14 protein-coding genes and 1 tRNA gene are annotated in these 16,911 nt (G+C 51.0%); 3 read left to right on the top strand and 12 right to left on the bottom strand.

All coding sequences use genetic code 11. The features are described 5' to 3' along the window. Nucleotides 1-2 precede the first annotated feature (2 nt). From dndC to dndE, 3 genes are read left to right on the top strand one after another with little or no spacing between them, the layout of a single operon-like run. The gene (gene dndC / locus MNODULE_RS05195; protein ID WP_202882116.1) at nt 3-1,400 is read left to right on the top strand and encodes a DNA phosphorothioation system sulfurtransferase DndC; all 1,398 of its coding nucleotides are present in this window, start codon (nt 3-5) and stop codon (nt 1,398-1,400) included. Continuing rightward, nucleotides 1,397-3,424: a DNA sulfur modification protein DndD gene (dndD, locus tag MNODULE_RS05190; protein WP_168058388.1), complete on the top strand. Its 2,028-nt coding sequence runs from the start codon at nt 1,397-1,399 to the stop codon at nt 3,422-3,424. Before dndC ends, dndD begins: the two co-directional genes overlap by 4 nt. Beyond that, nucleotides 3,411-3,767, top strand: a complete 357-nt coding sequence (gene dndE, locus MNODULE_RS05185; protein ID WP_168058387.1) for a DNA sulfur modification protein DndE — start codon at nt 3,411-3,413, stop codon at nt 3,765-3,767. The genes dndD and dndE overlap by 14 nt, the downstream gene beginning before the upstream one ends. A gap of 59 nt (nt 3,768-3,826) precedes the next feature. Here dndE and MNODULE_RS05180 read toward each other — a convergent pair whose 3' ends face one another. From MNODULE_RS05180 to mtnP, 12 genes are all read right to left on the bottom strand, one after another. After that, nucleotides 3,827-5,071 (bottom strand): DNA sulfur modification protein DndB, encoded by a 1,245-nt coding sequence (locus MNODULE_RS05180; protein WP_168058386.1) that lies wholly within the window; start codon nt 5,069-5,071, stop codon nt 3,827-3,829. Nucleotides 5,072-5,082: 11 nt separating this feature from the next. Then, entirely contained in the window at nt 5,083-5,589 is a 507-nt protein-coding gene (locus MNODULE_RS05175; protein WP_168058385.1) for a hypothetical protein, read from the bottom strand. A 582-nt stretch (nt 5,590-6,171) separates the two neighbouring features. Then, the gene (locus tag MNODULE_RS05170) at nt 6,172-7,647 is read right to left on the bottom strand and encodes an argonaute/piwi family protein (protein ID WP_168058384.1); all 1,476 of its coding nucleotides are present in this window, start codon (nt 7,645-7,647) and stop codon (nt 6,172-6,174) included. Nucleotides 7,648-7,649: 2 nt separating this feature from the next. Next, nucleotides 7,650-9,020, bottom strand: a complete 1,371-nt coding sequence (locus MNODULE_RS05165) for a DUF4365 domain-containing protein (protein ID WP_168058383.1) — start codon at nt 9,018-9,020, stop codon at nt 7,650-7,652. Between the two features lie 156 nt (nt 9,021-9,176). Further along, the gene (locus MNODULE_RS05160) at nt 9,177-10,382 is read right to left on the bottom strand and encodes a sigma-70 family RNA polymerase sigma factor (protein WP_168058382.1); all 1,206 of its coding nucleotides are present in this window, start codon (nt 10,380-10,382) and stop codon (nt 9,177-9,179) included. 72 nt (nt 10,383-10,454) lie between these two features. Further along, nucleotides 10,455-11,486 carry a tyrosine-type recombinase/integrase gene (locus MNODULE_RS05155; RefSeq protein WP_168058381.1) on the bottom strand — a complete coding sequence of 344 codons (1,032 nt, stop codon included), beginning with the start codon at nt 11,484-11,486 and terminating at the stop codon, nt 10,455-10,457. A 740-nt stretch (nt 11,487-12,226) separates the two neighbouring features. Continuing rightward, nucleotides 12,227-12,301: transfer RNA gene (locus tag MNODULE_RS05150), tRNA-Thr, on the bottom strand. A 55-nt stretch (nt 12,302-12,356) separates the two neighbouring features. Further along, entirely contained in the window at nt 12,357-13,178 is an 822-nt protein-coding gene (locus tag MNODULE_RS05145; protein ID WP_168058380.1) for a helix-turn-helix domain-containing protein, read from the bottom strand. 175 nt (nt 13,179-13,353) lie between these two features. Continuing rightward, the gene (locus MNODULE_RS05140; protein ID WP_168058379.1) at nt 13,354-14,115 is read right to left on the bottom strand and encodes a tetratricopeptide repeat protein; all 762 of its coding nucleotides are present in this window, start codon (nt 14,113-14,115) and stop codon (nt 13,354-13,356) included. A 36-nt stretch (nt 14,116-14,151) separates the two neighbouring features. After that, complete coding sequence (locus tag MNODULE_RS05135) at nt 14,152-15,060, bottom strand: PfkB family carbohydrate kinase (protein WP_168058378.1); 909 nt, start codon at nt 15,058-15,060, stop codon at nt 14,152-14,154. Nucleotides 15,061-15,167: 107 nt separating this feature from the next. Then, complete coding sequence (locus MNODULE_RS05130) at nt 15,168-15,911, bottom strand: hypothetical protein (RefSeq protein ID WP_168058377.1); 744 nt, start codon at nt 15,909-15,911, stop codon at nt 15,168-15,170. A 109-nt stretch (nt 15,912-16,020) separates the two neighbouring features. Further along, complete coding sequence (gene mtnP / locus MNODULE_RS05125) at nt 16,021-16,896, bottom strand: S-methyl-5'-thioadenosine phosphorylase (protein WP_320412353.1); 876 nt, start codon at nt 16,894-16,896, stop codon at nt 16,021-16,023. Nucleotides 16,897-16,911: the final 15 nt, after the last annotated feature.

Below are 16,911 nucleotides of genomic sequence, written 5' to 3'. Positions count from 1 at the left end.
AGATGGAGATGTTTCCAACACAGATGCTAGAGAAGGAGCGGCTCGACGCGCGTTATGACGAGATTCGAAGCGTCTACCTCGAGCATCCTCAGCCTTGGGTGATCGGTTACAGCGGCGGGAAGGACTCAACGACCGCATTGCAGCTTATCTGGTCGGCTTTATCGAAACTTCCCAAGGAAAAATTATCTAAACCGCTCTATATTATCTCGTCTGATACACTCGTCGAGACTCCGAAAATTGTGGACTATATCGACTCTTCTCTTGAGAAGATGAACGTGGCGGCCCGCGAGCAAGGCCTTCCATTTACCGCTCATAAAGTAAAACCTCTTTTGAAGGATACATTCTGGGTGAATCTGATCGGGCGTGGCTACCCTGCTCCTTCCAAGAGATTCCGATGGTGCACTGAGCGATTAAAGATCGATCCTGCGAACCATTTTATACTCGATAAAGTGGCCGAACACGGCGAGGTGATCGTTGTTCTCGGTGTTCGGAAATCAGAGAGTGCAACCCGGGCTCAAGTCATGAGCCTGCACCGAGTGAAAGGGAGCTTGCTCTCTCGCCATACGACTCTACCGAATGCATCTGTCTATACCCCTATTGAGGACTTCACAGTCGAAGATGTATGGACATATCTCCTTCAGGTCCCGTCCCCCTGGGGAAGCAACAACAGAGATCTGGTAACGCTCTACAGAAATGCGCAAGCAGGCGAGTGTCCGCTTGTAGTCGACAAAACTACTCCTTCCTGTGGAAATAGTCGGTTCGGTTGTTGGGTCTGCACCGTGGTCACGAGAGATAAATCAATGGAAGCAATGATCGAGAACGGCGAAGAGTGGCTTGAGCCGATGCTCGAGTACCGGGATTTGCTGGCATCTACACAAGATCCGGCCGTCAAGGCGCAAGTCCGGGAGCTGAAACGGCGTAACGGCAGAGTGATGGCAAAAGCCGGAGGCGGCATCATCTTTGGGCCTTACAAACTCGAAGTGCGGAAGGATCTTCTCCGCCGGCTGCTACAGGTGCAAAAGCAGGTGCGAACAACTGGTCCAAATCCCAACGAGGGTTTAATCGGCGCCGAAGAATTATTCGAGATTCGGCGATTATGGCGATCAGAGGCACAAGATTGGGAAGACTCCGTTCCTAAGATTTATCGTGAAGTGATGGGAGAAGATTTGGATTGGATTGCCGATGATCAACCCACCTTCTCTTCTGAAGAGCGTCGAATGCTGGATAGTATCTGCGAGAGGCATGACGTTCCATCGACGATGGTGGCAAAACTCCTCGACATCGAGCGGGAGCTGCATGGGATGAGCCGGCGATCCTCTATTCACCAGAAAATTGCATCCGTGCTCGAAGAAGATTGGCGTTCCGAAGAGGAAATTATCTCTGGCGAGTCCGAATCATGATTCTGACCAGTTTGACTTTGGTTGACTTCGGACTCTTCCGGGGCCGCCAAACCGTTCAACTTGCTCCTCGCCCCGGCCGACCTATTGTTCTCTTTGGCGGTAAAAACGGGGTGGGGAAAACGACCCTCCTTGAAGCCATCCGACTCTGCTTGTACGGCCCCGGTGTTTTAGGGGACCGCGTTTCGAAAGAAACATATCTTCAATATCTGAAAAGCCGGATTCATTCCAATCCCACCTTGCTCATTCAGCCGACAGTAGCTTCAGTGACTCTTGAGTTCAGATATGCAGACGTCGGGGTGATTCATGCCTATGAGGTAACACGATCATGGGAGCTCCGAGGGACTCAAAAAATCATAGAATATTTAGAAGTAAAACGCGCTGGAAGTCTACTAAACGATGTCTCTGCGGATCACTGGCAGGATTTTGTCCGGGAGTTGATCCCCCCCGGTGTCTCTCAGCTCTTCTTCTTCGATGGGGAGAAAATCCAACAGCTCGCCGACGATACCTCTGACCAACAAACCCTGGCGGATGCGATCAAATCGCTCTTTGGGCTGGACGCCGTCGAACGGCTCCAGACCGACCTTGGAACTTATCTGTCCCGAATCATAAGGCCACTCCAGGGAGGAAAGCAGAGCGAAGAGGTTGAGCGGCTTCAACAGGAAATGGAGGACATCCGAAACAAGTTAGCTCATTTCCGCAGCAATCGCCAGGAATTAGAGACGAAATTTTCCGAGCGGCGCTCGGCAATCGCTCGAGTAGAGTCGAAAATTACGTCTGAAGGTGGGCTCTTTGTACGAAACCGGAACAGTCTTACTCAGAAAAAGGCAGAACTCAAAGCCCGGATTAGTCAACATGAGGGGACAATTCGCCAATTATGCGCCAACCTTTTGCCCTTTGCATTGGTTCCAAAACTCTGTACTCAACTGAAAGAACAACTTCTCTTAGAAGAGCAGGCGGTTCAGTCGAAAGCTGCCAGCGACCATCTAAAGTCGTTGAAGAATCACCTCTTCAGTCAACTCGATTCGACCGGCTTTTGGAAAGGAATCCCAAAGCTGCCGGCTGGAGCCAAAAAAGCCGTTATCTCGAAGATTAGAGATGCCGTAAAAGACCTTGTCGCCTTTAAGAAGCCCCAAGCGACACATCTCATTCACCAAATATCTCCGGCTGAAAGCCAGCGACTCCAACTTTGGATTGATCAGATTGGAAATGACATCTCAAAAAAGGCGCAAGTAATCTCCCGCGAATTAGAAGATAGCTATCGTGATTTCCAGAAAGTGGACGAGGCCCTGCGAAAAATTCCGGCTGATGATGTGCTAAAACCGTTACTTGAGCAACTCAATGGTTTACATCGTGAGCTTGGCGAACTTGGAAAGCAAACACTGGTTTTAGATCAAGAGATTAAATCGGCCGAATTAAAATTGGCTGAATATCAACGAAACTATAATCAAGCAACGGAGGTGCTTGCGGAAAAGGCCTCGACGTCGTCGCGAATTCAACTCGTACCTAGGATTCACAGAGTCCTCGAGGAATATAAGTCGGGCCTTATCCAAAGCAGAGTCAATCAGCTTCAAGAAGAAGTCACAACAAGTTTTAACCAGTTATGCCGTAAAAAAGATGCGCTCCGCACAATTGCCATCGATCCAAAGGATTTCTCTGTCACCTTTTACGATCGGCAGAACCGGTCACTCCCAAAGGTGCAACTCTCGGCAGGCGAGAAACAAATCTATGCGATCTCTATGTTATGGGCTTTGTCGAAAATTTCCGGCCGGCCTTTACCTATGATTATCGATACTCCTCTTGCTCGACTGGATACCGATCACAGAAAGATCCTCGTGAATCAATATTTCCCGACCGCAAGCCATCAGGTCATTATTCTGTCGACAGATACCGAGGTGGATCAGTCTTACTTTGCGCAGCTTCGGAAGAATATTTCAATGAATTACCGGTTAGAGTTTGACTCGGTCGAATATTGTACAACCATTCATTCAGGATACTTTTGGAAGGGCACAGATGAAAATCACTAAACTGCGCCTAACGAAGGAAGCCTCCAACCGGCTACGCTTTCTAGCAGGTAAAACGGGGTTGACACCTAATTTGTTATGCCGCCTTGGGTTCTGCCTTTCCCTGAACGAGCCATCGATCCCGAACCCAACTGACTACCCCGAAGAGGACCGTGAGTTCAATCGATATACCCTTTTGGGAGAATATGATCTTTTATTTGTATCCTTACTCAAGCAGCGCTGTTACCAGGATGGTCTCGAGCTCTCGGACCTTTCTGATCACTTCCGCGCCCATATGAACCGTGGAGTCGTCCTACTTCAAAAAAGGATAAAAGGTGTCGGCGATATTGTGGAGTTACTTCAGTAGTGCCGCCTCGAGAAACTCCAGAAAGCAAACTGCGATGCAGTTAGTATTACTGGAACATCCTACGAATGGCGTCTAGGTAGACGCTCGTTATCAATTCCTGTGGCTCTGCGATACTGAGCGAGAAGATCGTAGTTACTAGGGACTGGTTTCTCGCCAACCATGTGCAAGAATAAGTTCACCACAAGTTTTTTGTTTTTCACAATCATTGTCATTGCTGAGGGATTCCACAATACGCCGATCCAGGGTTTGGCGGAGAGATCAAGCGGACAATCAGCCAATCTCCTCACAGCAACCTGAAGCTTTTCCCCGTGGTCTACCAAAGCCCGAGCCGCTCGTGCAAACCCCTGCAATCCAGCAGAGCGGAACATCAAGTGACCACCGGTCTCAATTCGAAAATCTGCCGCTAATTTCTTGTCTGGCAGCGACCGGAACACTTTTCTTACAGGAGGAACATGGGTCTGAACGGCATCCCAAAATAGAACGACCGTATCATAAATTTCATCTACACGAGCCCAGTTCGGAGGTCCTTTTTCGAGAAGCTTCCGTTCTTTGCTGCCTGCCGGAATAGAGATCGTTTTCACTAATTCATAGAGGGAGATCACAGTGGTAAAGGCGGTTTCATTCCCTGCTGGTATGTTCGCTGTTGGAACGAGTGGCACGAATTCACTCTGAAGTCCCTGGTAAGATTCGATTAACCGTCGCGTAACGATCGCGAAAGCATCATCGTCGTTCAGCGCAATCAACTCAGCCGGAGAAACTGGTTTTGCATATTTATTCAGTGTGGTGAACAGCCGTCTGGTTCGCTCCCGCCCTTCAACAGTGCTTTTGTGAGCAACAAATATGACGGTCAATTCATCATCCTTTAGCGCTTCGTTCTCACTTAATGCCTGCCTTATTCCCTCGACCCTGTGCTGGCCATCAATCGCGAAAATCTCCTCGTTACCTGAAAGCTGCAGGAATCCGAATGCCGTAGATTGTCTTTGACCCAGTTTGATCTCCTTCAAAGTTGGGCTGTCGCCCACCTCAACAGGAAGCCACTCGGGGTCACCCCCATATATTCCAACAACAATTGCATTGAAGAATCGCTGCTCCTGGTTAAGAAGGTAGGTGGCAATCTCTTCTTTGCGCTCCGAGCGTAACACTCTTTGAATCCACGTTTTGAGTTCTTTTCGTTCATGAATCTGATCTACAGGTTTGATCCATTGCGCGACTTCACTCAGAGTAAATGTCGTTACATAGTACCAGCGGTCACCCATTTTGGCGCGAAGAGCGGGAAACAAATTTGACGGGGAATCGTTCATCATTTATTCTCTTCTCAATGTGCGAACAGTTTAGCGACCGCGCGCCTTATTTTACTTGGGTAAGTCCGGTTTGTCGGAGGAAGATATGCCGCAAGAAGCTCCTCCTCCACTTGTTTGATCATTGTCGTGTCAGCGATTTCCGCATAGTAGAACCACAGAAAATCACTCCACTTCAACAACATTTCTGTGACATGCGGTCTGCGAGATAATTCACCCTTGGCCTTCTCTGTGAAGTATTGTGAAAACCTCAAGCGAAGGACCTGTTTCTCAGCCTTTCCCACGTACATAAGATATGAGCAACTCGGATGATTGGCGATGCCAGGCTTCACGACAAATGTGTATATTCCTTTTGCTTTTTCAGGCACTCGGTTCACATTGGCTGGTTCAAATTTCACTGCACGCCATTTCAAGGTAACAGGAAGCCGGCACATTTGCCAATGAGATGGTGATAGAACCATACGCAACATTCGAAAATCGTTCAGACCATATTTACTAAATGGTTTTGAGAAAATGTCGTCCAAAGCCTTATTCCTGATTACTCCTGCCTTTCTAAACTCAGATACACCTCTGGCGCCTACTTAACTATGCCACTGCCGACATTTCGAAATTATCCCTCCAAGAAATCTCTTAAAGCACTCATCACTTCAACATCGATGTCTAGATTTTCTAAAATCTCGTTTTCTCTTCTTAAACTCCCGGTAACATACCCGGTCAGATTTGCGGTAGTGTTGGTTCGTCCATGAAAACTCTGTATTCAATCACCTTAGGGATAACATTCAGATTCAATTGTAATTTGTTACAGAGCTCTATATTTTCACTGGATTGGGTGCCTTCTGCTATTCTGATTATCTTGTTCCTATCTTCTTCGGTAAGTTATCTTCTTTTAAACGTCGCAAGGCTTCACTGAAAAACTTCTCAAGCTCCCAGCTCTTTCAAAAGGGATAGAAGGAAATCGTAGTAGCTGCTCATTATTGAAACCGCCCCATTCCGAATGGATCAGACATACTCGTTGAGAGGGTTACCTGGACGGGACCCCTCACCCGCTGGGATAGAAACCTCCGCCTGGCAAGCTATTTAAATCGTTTTCGGATCCCAATATCGCCTTACATGAAAAAGCGAAAGCTCGGCTTTACTTCTTCTTCTCGGATACATTTTAGAATCTCCCCTACGCGGCGCGCCGCGCGAACCGTAATCGGCTCCCCACCGTCGAACTGGGTATTATTCCAATTCAATTTAGACAGGGATAAAATCTCTTGCGCGTGTCTCTGCGGCGAAAGTTCCGTTTCTGCTATTGAAAACTCCAGGGGCCGAGGAACATACATACCTGGATAGGTCTCAAAGAAATTTACACTACCCCGCAGATATATTAATCCACTTACATCATCCATCTCAAGAAAGGTTCCTCTCAGAGGTGGATACGTGCCTTCTCTAAATAAGCGTGACAGTGACCGTCTCACGCTCAGCAACTCGAGAGTATCGATCCGTTCCTCTGCTGCGGCATTTTGAAACCCTTCAACCTCCGCGGCGCTGAATTTAGACGTCTTATGAATTACTAAACGTGCGGGAAAATTCTTGTGTTCCCTCCTGTAAGTTTGAATCGCTTGCCTGAGAAGTGAATTTGCATCCTCTGCCGAGAGATGCGGTTGCCTATCATCTTTTTCAATAACTGCTTCCCCACCTTTGACAATTACACCCTCTCCACGCTCATTAAAAACCTGCGCGACACTCGTCAGAAGCCGTCCACCATCCAGCGACTTGTAAAAGCTTACACCGACATAACAAGCGGTTAACTCCGTGGAGTCCCTAACACACCTCCATGGGATTCCACCTGCCTTATAGTAGAGAGCGGTATGAAAATTCCACGCTCGGGTGGCCTCGTCCTGAAGTGGACGGATTTGCTCCGTATTTTTCTTTTTTCTTTTAATTTTAATGGCGGAATACGTGTCAGGTCGAACCATCTGAATTGGAATGCCCAAAATCATGCCACGCGCCTTGAGAACGTCATGAAAGTATGGCTGAGAGAGACTCTTCTTAATAGCTGGAGGATCAGATCCTTCATCCAACTCTTCATCGATCGCGTCGGGCCGCCCTGCAATCTTACTTTCCAAAGCAGCAAGAAGTTCTCGTGGAGGAGCACAGATCAGCACCATTGGCCCCCCTTGCTGAGTCAAATCTTTTGCATAATCCAGGAAAAGATCGGCCGCATCCTGAACCGCTTCGTTTGATTTGGCGTTGGTCACTACGCCGTCAATTTCCCGTTTGTGAATTGATGCGCACCACCGCTCGTGGAATATGAGCGAAGCGCCAAAACATGAATTTTCAGAAAAACCAGGAAAAGGGGGAAAGAGATTCGATAACTTACTATTTTTTGCCGGAATTCCATTTCTCGAACGGAGCAGCCAGGAGCGCACGCCGTCAATGGTCTCATCTGTTCCGATGAATCCGACTTTCAGTTGAGAAGGCGCAAGTGGAGTCCCCCGATCAAGAGGGCCATGCTGCATGATTCCAAAGCGGACATCTACGTGGGTTCTGCCGTTCGCGAATTCCAACTCCGGTTCAGGGAAAAAAGATATTTTCATCACTATATCTCTAAATCAAGGTTCGGAAGGAACAACTCCTCAGTGATAGGAATCTCCTCAAATTTCCCTTTCGGGTCATGTGAGAGCCATTGTTTATCATTAATTCCAACTTCCATCTCAAAACCAAGGAGCTTTCCAAAACGAAGTGGAGCATCTCGATCCTCAAAAAGATCCGTTCGAGGGCGAAGGTAGTCCGCCCAGAAGAGTAGGACACTTAAGACTGCGCGGTTGCCTTCAAGCCTTTTAATTCCTTTTAACCAGTCCTCGTGCAGGCGGGCCAAATAGTGACCATCACGCGTGAAACGGTAAGTCGGAGTAATTTCCAAATACCACTGCTCCCCAAGGCGGCGGAATTGCCCACGGAAGGCAAGATGGCGCAGCCATTGAAGGGTTCTTCCATCCCGAGTGGTCGTTTTAAATCTTGATACAACGGAGATGTCACTTTTTCGTTTCAGTGACCTGTACGGAAGTTTTAATGGTCCTTCGTCTATCGTGCGTGCGTAGGCGTAGCAGTCTTCGTCAGGCCAATAACGCACACTTGGATACAAGTGTGCCCGGAGAGTCTGATTAAGTAATTGAGTAAATTGTCGACGCCGATCGATATCTTCAGAATCTGACCATTCTGCTGTATCAAAATCTTCGAGTGTTCCTAAATCACACACCGTTGACCAAGGCATTTCGGAAAGATCGTGAAAAGCTATCAGTCGCTTATCTCTTAGAAGCCAGGCACCGTCAGTCTCATGGCCCGTTTGGTGAAGTTTGGTCCAGATTTCCCGTGGTTTTCGAAGATCTGTGGAGGCGACATAGATTTTTGCGGGACAGTTCTCTAAGAGAAGCAGGTTTGAATGCAGGCGCTCTCCACGTGGAACCGGGGCCAGATACAATCCGATCTCAGGGGAGCGTCCTATCTCGAGAAGGCTGCGATGGCTGTCGGATGTGAACCGCTGTGTCTTCTTGAGGAAAGTAATTTTAGTGGAGTTTTTATGCTCAGGATCCGAAAAGTAATCTTTGATCGATACCCAATATGCTTCATCCGACGCAGGTCGAGATATGATAAGAATAACGGGGGCATTCCCTTGGAGCCAATAGTCAAGATCTCGCCGATCACACCAATAGTCGAAGGTATCCGGCGAATCATTCAGAAAATCGGAGACAGCTTTGCTTTGGACCGCGAGCGTTCGCCCAAGCGGAGCACCGTTTCCGGGGTCAAATAGCTCGATATATCCATCAATGCCTACTTCGTTTGGGCCGCTTGGAGTCCATCTTGATGCCATCTCCAAGACAATGCCCTCGATTAAGTTTATCCCTTTTTGGCCAAGCACTCCTTGTCTTGAAAGTGTCTTGCCCTTATGAGACTGACGAGTGGAAGACATCCTATCCATAGAGTTGAGTTTACAGCTTTCTTCGTTGTCTTCTTCTAATTTGCCCAGATGAGTCTTTCAACAATTTTAGGCCGCCGTAAAAAATTAGTTTCATTTTGTCTTATTACTGTAGCCTTTGAAAAATGTTTTATTTACAGTTATAGACTATCACTGATCAAGAAACGATCTTGCTTTTCGTCGTATGCGAGAAAGTGCTTTTGAGACAGGGCTGTGGTTCGCATAACCCAGAATTCGTCCGATCTCACCTATTTTAGTAATGCCATTGCGCAGACATACTATGATCCTTCTCTCCTTCGGATCGAAAACCGCCAGAAAATCTTCCCAGAGAAGATTCTCATGCACTTCGGATTCTGGTCCATGTACCGGGATTGTGTCATCCAACTCCACGAATGTGACCTTTACCTTTGATCGCTTATGGTAGAGCTTTCTTTCAAAGTCTTCACGTGCGTAAGACCAATGTGATGAAAAGTCCTCCTCAACTCTGTGGGATCGAATCGCATCGATTATGTTTCTCAGCTTTCCAAACCGATCCGCTGCATGAATCAATTCTTTAGTGGCTTCCCATGCTTCTTCCTCTCCATACCAAACACTTCCCCCGTGGAGCGGTCTAGACGGGATGTAATCGGAAGATGCCTCAGATTTTAATTTTCTAAGTAACGTCGCTTGTTTTTTATCTTCGGCTCTCACGCGACCAAGCGATTTCATGCGAGATTGCGCAACAATATCGATATAAGGAAGCCAGAAATCAAGATTGTGCGCAAGAAGACGAAGAGAATCCGCTCTACTGAATGCAGAACTCTTGGATCCTGAATTCATTAGTGGCCAGATATAATAGGCAAACGCTTGGGAAAGACGGCACTTGAAGTCTTTTGGTAGAACCCGATCAATCGTTTGATGAGCCATCCAGATCGGCCAGAGTCCTCTTTTCAGCAGGGGAAGACGGTAATGAGCAAGGACCCTTCTGGGCAGAAGATGAAAGAGAGGCGCATATGCTTCGTAGCCGTGCCAGCTGCCCCCCGGTATAAGACACAGGTTCTGATTCTCATAGTCTATGAGCCATTGAAGCGATTTTGGCAGCTTCTCGGCGAACAGTGCTAGGCGAAGCGGTCCTGCCTCCCAGGCCGAGTTCCATTCTGCGATCGCCAGCTCTTGCTCCATATCTTCCTCATCCCACCTCCGAGGATGCCGTACGGGCACAAATATAAATTCCGGAGGTGAGATGGGACTTTTTGGAACCGGCAAAAATTGCCAAACGAATGCGGCCGATAGGTTATCGAGCCGTGGATAACAGTGCGGGTCAAGATCCTCTTGCTGGGCAAAATGTAAGCTTACGTTTTCGGTGACATTTTCCATGGTTCCCTCCTCAGATTCTTTACTATCCAAAGAGGATACGACAGTTTGTCTCCATTTCGTTCCATCCTTTTTCTATTCCGGCGGCGTGACCGCCGACAGATCCGCCTTTTTGCCAATCTGGACGTGATGCTCCGCGCCATCGTTCAATCTTTTAGACATATGGATATAATTCTCCGTCGTAGCAATTGTTGCATGACCGAGCATTTCCTGAACGTCTTTAAGGGTGGCCCCGTTTAACAATGCATTCGTGGCGGCGTGGTGCCGCGCGGAGTGGGGACTCACATGCGGTCGTTCGATCCCCGCCTTCTTCATATAGGAGGATATGATCGCCCGGATCCCCCGGACCGACAGCCGGGCGCCCTTCCGATCGGGTCGTTCGGAGAAGAAGAGCGGATCGGTCGCCTTCTGCTTTCCACGAAGCCGATAATAGAGATCGACCGAATCGGCCAGGTCCTCCACCAAAACGACCGAGAGGTCCTTCGCCCGTCGACCTTTCCTTAAAAGATAAAGGATTCCGATCCCTCCGCGTCTGGAGTAATCCCCTATGTCCGCGAGGTGCATCTCATTCTCACGCAGCCCGATCCGGACCGCCAAGGCGACCAGGAGGTAATCTCTGAGGCCTCGAACATCTTTCACTCGCTCGACCATTCCGAGGAGCTGCTCGCTCTCCTCATGCGTCAGGGAATCCCTTCGGTACCTCCTGGAGATCTTCGGCAGCTTTACCTGGACGGCCGGATTGCTCAGCAACCACCCCTGCTCCACCCCCCACGATAAGAAAGAGCGCAGCGCGGAGAGGAAAACCTGGACCGTCGCCGGCGAGAGCTTCCGAAAGCGATCGAGCTCCCGGGCGTATTGTCGAATAAAAAGAGGGGTTAATCCTGGTCGTTTGTGTTGGTCCCAGAAGGAGATGAATTGGGAGAGGGCATAGCGGTAAGTCTCAATTGTCGGCTTCGCGAAAACCCCTTCCTTCTCAAGGAGCCAGATATAGACGTTGTCGGAGAGGTCCTGCCCTTTAAGAGGTGGCCGCCGGCCGGAAAGAATCTCCGGATCGTCTTCGGCGAGCGCGCTGTTTGATCCATTAAACCCGGGTGTGTCTTCTTTCATCGGATCAAGGCCCAGGGGATTAGTGCTCAAATATTCCGCCTACGATATAACAGGTCGCCCCCTAGGTCAAGGAGTTTTATTGCCTATAAGGCTTCTTCTCCGCAATTACTCTCTTGATCTAATCCCATTATGGGATGCAGTCACTTGAGGGCTGTTGCGGTACCACCTCTTCAGGCCGCATAAGCTTTTGAGATTCAGGACTGGCAAATGGTTGGTAAGCTAAAACGACTACCCGCATTTCACACAGCACACCGGCACCCCCGGGCCGATCTCCCAGAAAAATGGAAAGGCGTGATACGGTCAGCTCCGGAAACACTTTTTCCGGGGCTACGATGAGTTTTTAGGCATGAGTAGAAAAAGGGGGGCTAAAAGAAAGTATCCATTAAACAATGAGTGTGCTAATTCCAGTTTGTCTCAACAGAGGGGTTCACCCGAAACGACTGTGATAAAATTCGTCGAATCATCCCCCCGGTGAAAAATTTTGGACAGGGTGGGCGTCTTCCGGTCGAAGCCGAGATCGGAGAGAGCGGGAGTGTTCGGCGCTCACCTTCGACTGTTTCGGTCCATCCCGACCTTCCATTGTCGGAGACGTGAACCCCGGTGGATCGGAGATCCAGGATCGTGGCGACCCGGCAGCTGTGGGGGATCTTGAGCTTAACCCTATCTGACCGACTGGTCACCGTTTGGTCACCGTTCCTATTCCATATTCTGGCGTAAGCAACGTAATTACTTGAAATATCTGGAGCCGGCGGTCAGGATTGAACTGACGACCTGCTGATTACGAATCAGCTGCTCTACCACTGAGCTACGCCGGCGTCGCCCTTCTTAATACACGGAGGGATCGGGAAAATCAAGTCCTTTGTGCGCGCTTTACCGCTGCGCCACAATCTCCCTTCTCACCACCTTTCCGCTCGGACCCAGAGAGCCAAGCTCCCGCCCATCGAGAAAGAGACGGACCCCCCCGGCGTTTCCGACCGTAAGAGCGAATTTCTCTTTGGCTTCCCATCGAACGCTCTCACCCGCCTGGAGAAGGGCCTCTTTGATCTCGGTCCCATCGAGGGTGGCATGGATCCATGACGGCTCCACCGCCTCAATCAGAAGAACCAACGGGATAAAGGACTCCTGCGAGGGTGGCGAGGGATCGGCGGCCGAAGAGAGGGTTGGAGCGGGTGAAAGGGGCGAAGGAGGTTCAAAGGAGGAGGCCCCTCCACCCTCCGGGGGCGGAGGAATCGGCGACGGCTCCGGGGGAACCGGCTCGTCGGAGAGGATCTCTTCGGGCGGCGGAGGGAGCGCGGCCTCTTTGTTCTTCGGCATTAAAAAAGCAAGCACAAGGAAGAAAACGATCACGCCGACCACCGCAAGGGCGGCCCAAAGAGGAAAGGGAAGGCGATCGGGTTGCTTTCTCTGAATGTAGGAAGGAACCTTCTCCTCCGAGCCGCTTGCAGCCGAGGTCTCCGGCGACTGAACGGTCTGCGAAAACCGGCTCAGAATGGGCGCTTCCTCAAGACCGAGGCAGCGGGCGTAGCTTCTCAAAAACCCCTTGGCCGAGACCGGGTTGGGAAGCTGGTCGAATTGGTTCTCTTCGATCAGCTTGATAAACCGGACCCCGATGCGTGTCCGGGTCGCCAACTCCTCTATTGAAATGTTTTTACCTTCCCTTTGTTGCCGAAGGAACTCGCCTAAATTTTCCATCCAGTAAACCTGATCCTCTTCGAAACGCTCTCCACTCGCCTGCTTTATTGAGCCGGGCGCCGTCGAATGTTTTTTGCATCGAATCGATCCGCGGCGCCGGAAGGTTGAATCGGGACGTCACAGGAAAAAAATCCCCATTCAACACGCACGACGACCGGCCGGCGGGCGAAGCGGTTTAGCGAAGCGCATCCAAAAATTTCTGCGCCTCTTTCGCTTGTGAACTTTTGGGAGAGAGCTCAACGACTTTTTTAAACGAACCCGCTGCAAGCCCTTTCGAGCCCTCTCTCAAATACGCGGAGGCTAGATTGAGATGGGCATCGACGAAATCGGGCGCAAGACGGATGGCCTCCTGATAAGAGGCGATGGACTCTTTGAGCTTTCCCATCTGAAAGTAGGCTCTTCCAAGCCCATTCTGGGTCAGCGCGATAAACTCGGGACGGGGATTGATCCTCAGAACACTTTCAAAGGAGCGGACCGCTTCATCATATTTCTCTTGCTTCAGGTAGACCAGCCCGAGGTTCAGATAGGGTTTTTCAGGGGTCGCGTATTGTAGATTTTTGAGGGCCGCCTGATACTCCGAGATCGCCTGATCGAATTTGCCCTGCGCCTCATACACCTTTCCGAGATAATTATGAGCATCGGAGAATTCCGGATCGGCTGAAAGCGATTTCTGCAGGGAGATGACCGCTTCCTTGTAGTTTTCCTGCATAAAATGAACATGCCCCAAGGCATAGTGGGCGTCGCGATAACGCGGATCGAGCTCGATCGCCTTCTGAAATTCGATAAACGCCCTTTGGAGGGAATTGTCGTTGATATACGAGATGCCGAGCTTGTAATGGGCCGATGCCTCCCTTTCTCTCTTGAGTTGCGCCTCGCCCATCCCGCAGGCGGTGCAAAGCGGAATGAGAATCCAAATCATCGCCCTTTTCCAACGCATCCACATTCCTCCGTCGTTTAAATCGGGGAGCCCGTTCTAGGCACTTTCAAAGAAGGTCAACGACTGAAACTCTTTATACCGCGCGTTGATCTCTTCCCGGGTGAGGGTCCGCATCCGATCGAGGCTGAAGGCCTCGACATTGAAAGAGGCCATAACGCTCCCGTAAATGACCGCCTGCCGGAGGGCCGCTTCGTTCATCGACCCGTTCTGCGAGAGGTATCCCATAAATCCCCCCGCAAACGAATCGCCGGCGCCGGTCGGATCAAACACATTCTCCAACGGCAGCGCGGGCGCGGCGAAGGTGGTCTGCCCGTTGAACATCAATGCCCCATATTCGCCGCGCTTGATAATGAGGATCTTCGGACCGAACGAGAGGATCTTCTTCGCCACCTTCACCAGGTTGAACTCGCCGGCCAGTTCGCGCGCTTCGCCGTCGTTGATGATCAAGATATCGACTTCTCCGAGGGTTTTAATGAGCGCGTCGCGTTTTCCCCCGATCCAGAAATTCATTGTATCACACGCAACGAGTTTTGGCTGCTTCACCTGCTTGAGAACATCAAGCTGCAACTCCGGGTCGATGTTCGCCAAAAAAACGACGGCGGCGTCGCGGTACGAGGAAGGAAGTTTCGGCCGGAACGACTCGAAGACATTCAGCTGCGTATCGAGGGTCTTCGCCTCGTTGAGCTGATAGCCATACTCCCCGCGCCATCGGAAAGTCCGGCCCGGCCGGCGCTCCAGCCCTTCGAAATCGACCCCCTTCTCTTTTAAAAACGCCAGGTGGGACTCCGGAAAATCTTCGCCGACCACCGCCACCAGCTTCACCTCAGTAAAATAGCTCGCCGCCGTGGAGAAGTAGGTCGCCGATCCTCCCAATACTTCTTTCGCCTCACCGAACGGGGTCTTGACCGAATCAAACGCCACCGAACCGACTACCAATAAACTCATAACACCTCCTTAATTCAATGAAGCACTAGGAATGACGAATTAAGAATTGAAACCGGGCTTTTTGCATTTGATTCCTGATTCCTAATTGAACGATTCCCAATTGTCTTTTATGGACATTCCTCCGAGGGGGCCTTCGTCGTTTTAATCGACTTCGTCAGGGAAGCGATTAGGTTTCTCCCTGCGGCCATGAAGATGTCTTCCACGCGGGTTATCTCATGCCCCACCGTTTCCATCACCTCCGCCTCCCCTCTTCCCATCCAGACCATCCGGCCGCACCGGCTGTCCCAGATTTCGCCGCGCAGCCGCACCTGTTTGCTCACCTCTTCCGGAATCATGCTCGGCCCCGAGGCAAAAACGGAGATCTTTCCCGCCACCAGATCCTCCCCGCCTCGCATCATCCGCGCCTCGGTATGTTTATTCACCATGCCGAGCTCTCCGATGAAAAGATAACGGACCTCCTCCAACTCGCCCCACTTTTTGAGCGCATCAAGATCCATGATTCTTTTCTCTCCATAGGCCTTCACAAAGGCTTCATACGCCGGAAGCTGGTCGGCCGAGGCGATCTTTTTGACGGCATCCGACCGCGGGATGATATGGATATCGCGAAACGCGGAACGCAACCCCTGGAAGATTTCATAGGCGGCGTTCTGCTCCATTCCTTCCGGATCGTTCGGAGAGAAGACCGCCAGAATCGCCAATTTCCCCGACGCCAGCCCCTCCTTGGTCAGATGGGGGGAGACAAACTCGGTCTCAGAATAGTCCAGAACGGGGGAACGGGCGACGGGCGGAGACAAAAGGGCCGCACAGCCGAATGAAAAGAGGACAAAAGAAAAAAGCAGGGTGTGCTTCATGCGCCGATCCCCCAGATGCGGCCCCGTCGATCCGATGCCGACGCCGGGCTCACGGGGGAAGACCGAAACATCCCTCCCCTCCGAAGTCCTCGATCGAATCGCGGGCGCCTCAAATATACTTCCCGATGATTGGCTTTAAATCGGCTTTGGTCTTTTTGGGAATGGCAGAGGCGGGGGTCACGATGGCGTGCTTCAGCGCTTCGGCGCAAGCGCACCGCCTCCCCTCTCCCATCCGAACCACCGCCGCCTGAATGATCTTCTTTGAGAGGGCGACATTTTCCAGAAGGGTCTTGATGACCATCTCGACCGTCACCGGCTCCTCGGAGACGTGCCAGCAGTCGTAATCGGTCGCCAGCGCAATCGTTGTATAGCAGATCTCGGCCTCCCGCGCCAGCTTGGCCTCGGTCACATTGGTCATCCCGATGACATCGACCCCCCAGCCTCGGTGGACCTCCGATTCGGCGCGGGTGGAGAATTGCGGCCCCTCCATGCAGAGATAGGTCCCCCCGCGATGAATCGTGGCCCCAACCGCTTCACTCGCCTCCGCGACGATGCCGGCCAGCTCGGAGCAGATCGGGTCGGCCAGGCTGACGTGCGCCACGATCCCCTGTCCGAAAAAAGTGCTCTTTCTTCCCTTCGTCAGATCATAAAACTGGCTCGGGATCGCGATATGGCCCGGGGCGATCGCTTCTTTCATGCTGCCGACCGCGCTGACGGAGAGAATCCGCTCCACCCCCAGCTTCTTCATGGCAAAGAGATTGGCCCGATAATTGATCTCCGAGGGGAGAAGCGTATGGCCCTGGCCATGCCGCGCCAAAAAAGCGATCGGAACCCCCTCCAGGGTTCCAAGAATGAACTTCCCGGAGGGCTTTCCGAACGGGGTCGAAACCGCCATCTCCCGGACCTCTTTCAGCGATTCCATCTGGTATAGACCGCTTCCGCCGATGACGCCGATCCGCGCCTGCGGCAATTTGGATCGACTCACTGAGCGCTTCTTCGA

It is taken from the genome of Candidatus Manganitrophus noduliformans, assembly GCF_012184425.1.
Classification (GTDB): Bacteria; Nitrospirota; Nitrospiria; order SBBL01; family Manganitrophaceae; genus Manganitrophus; species Manganitrophus noduliformans.
The sequence above is the reverse complement of the archived record's forward strand: the minus strand, read 5'-3'. Positions and strand labels throughout refer to the sequence as shown.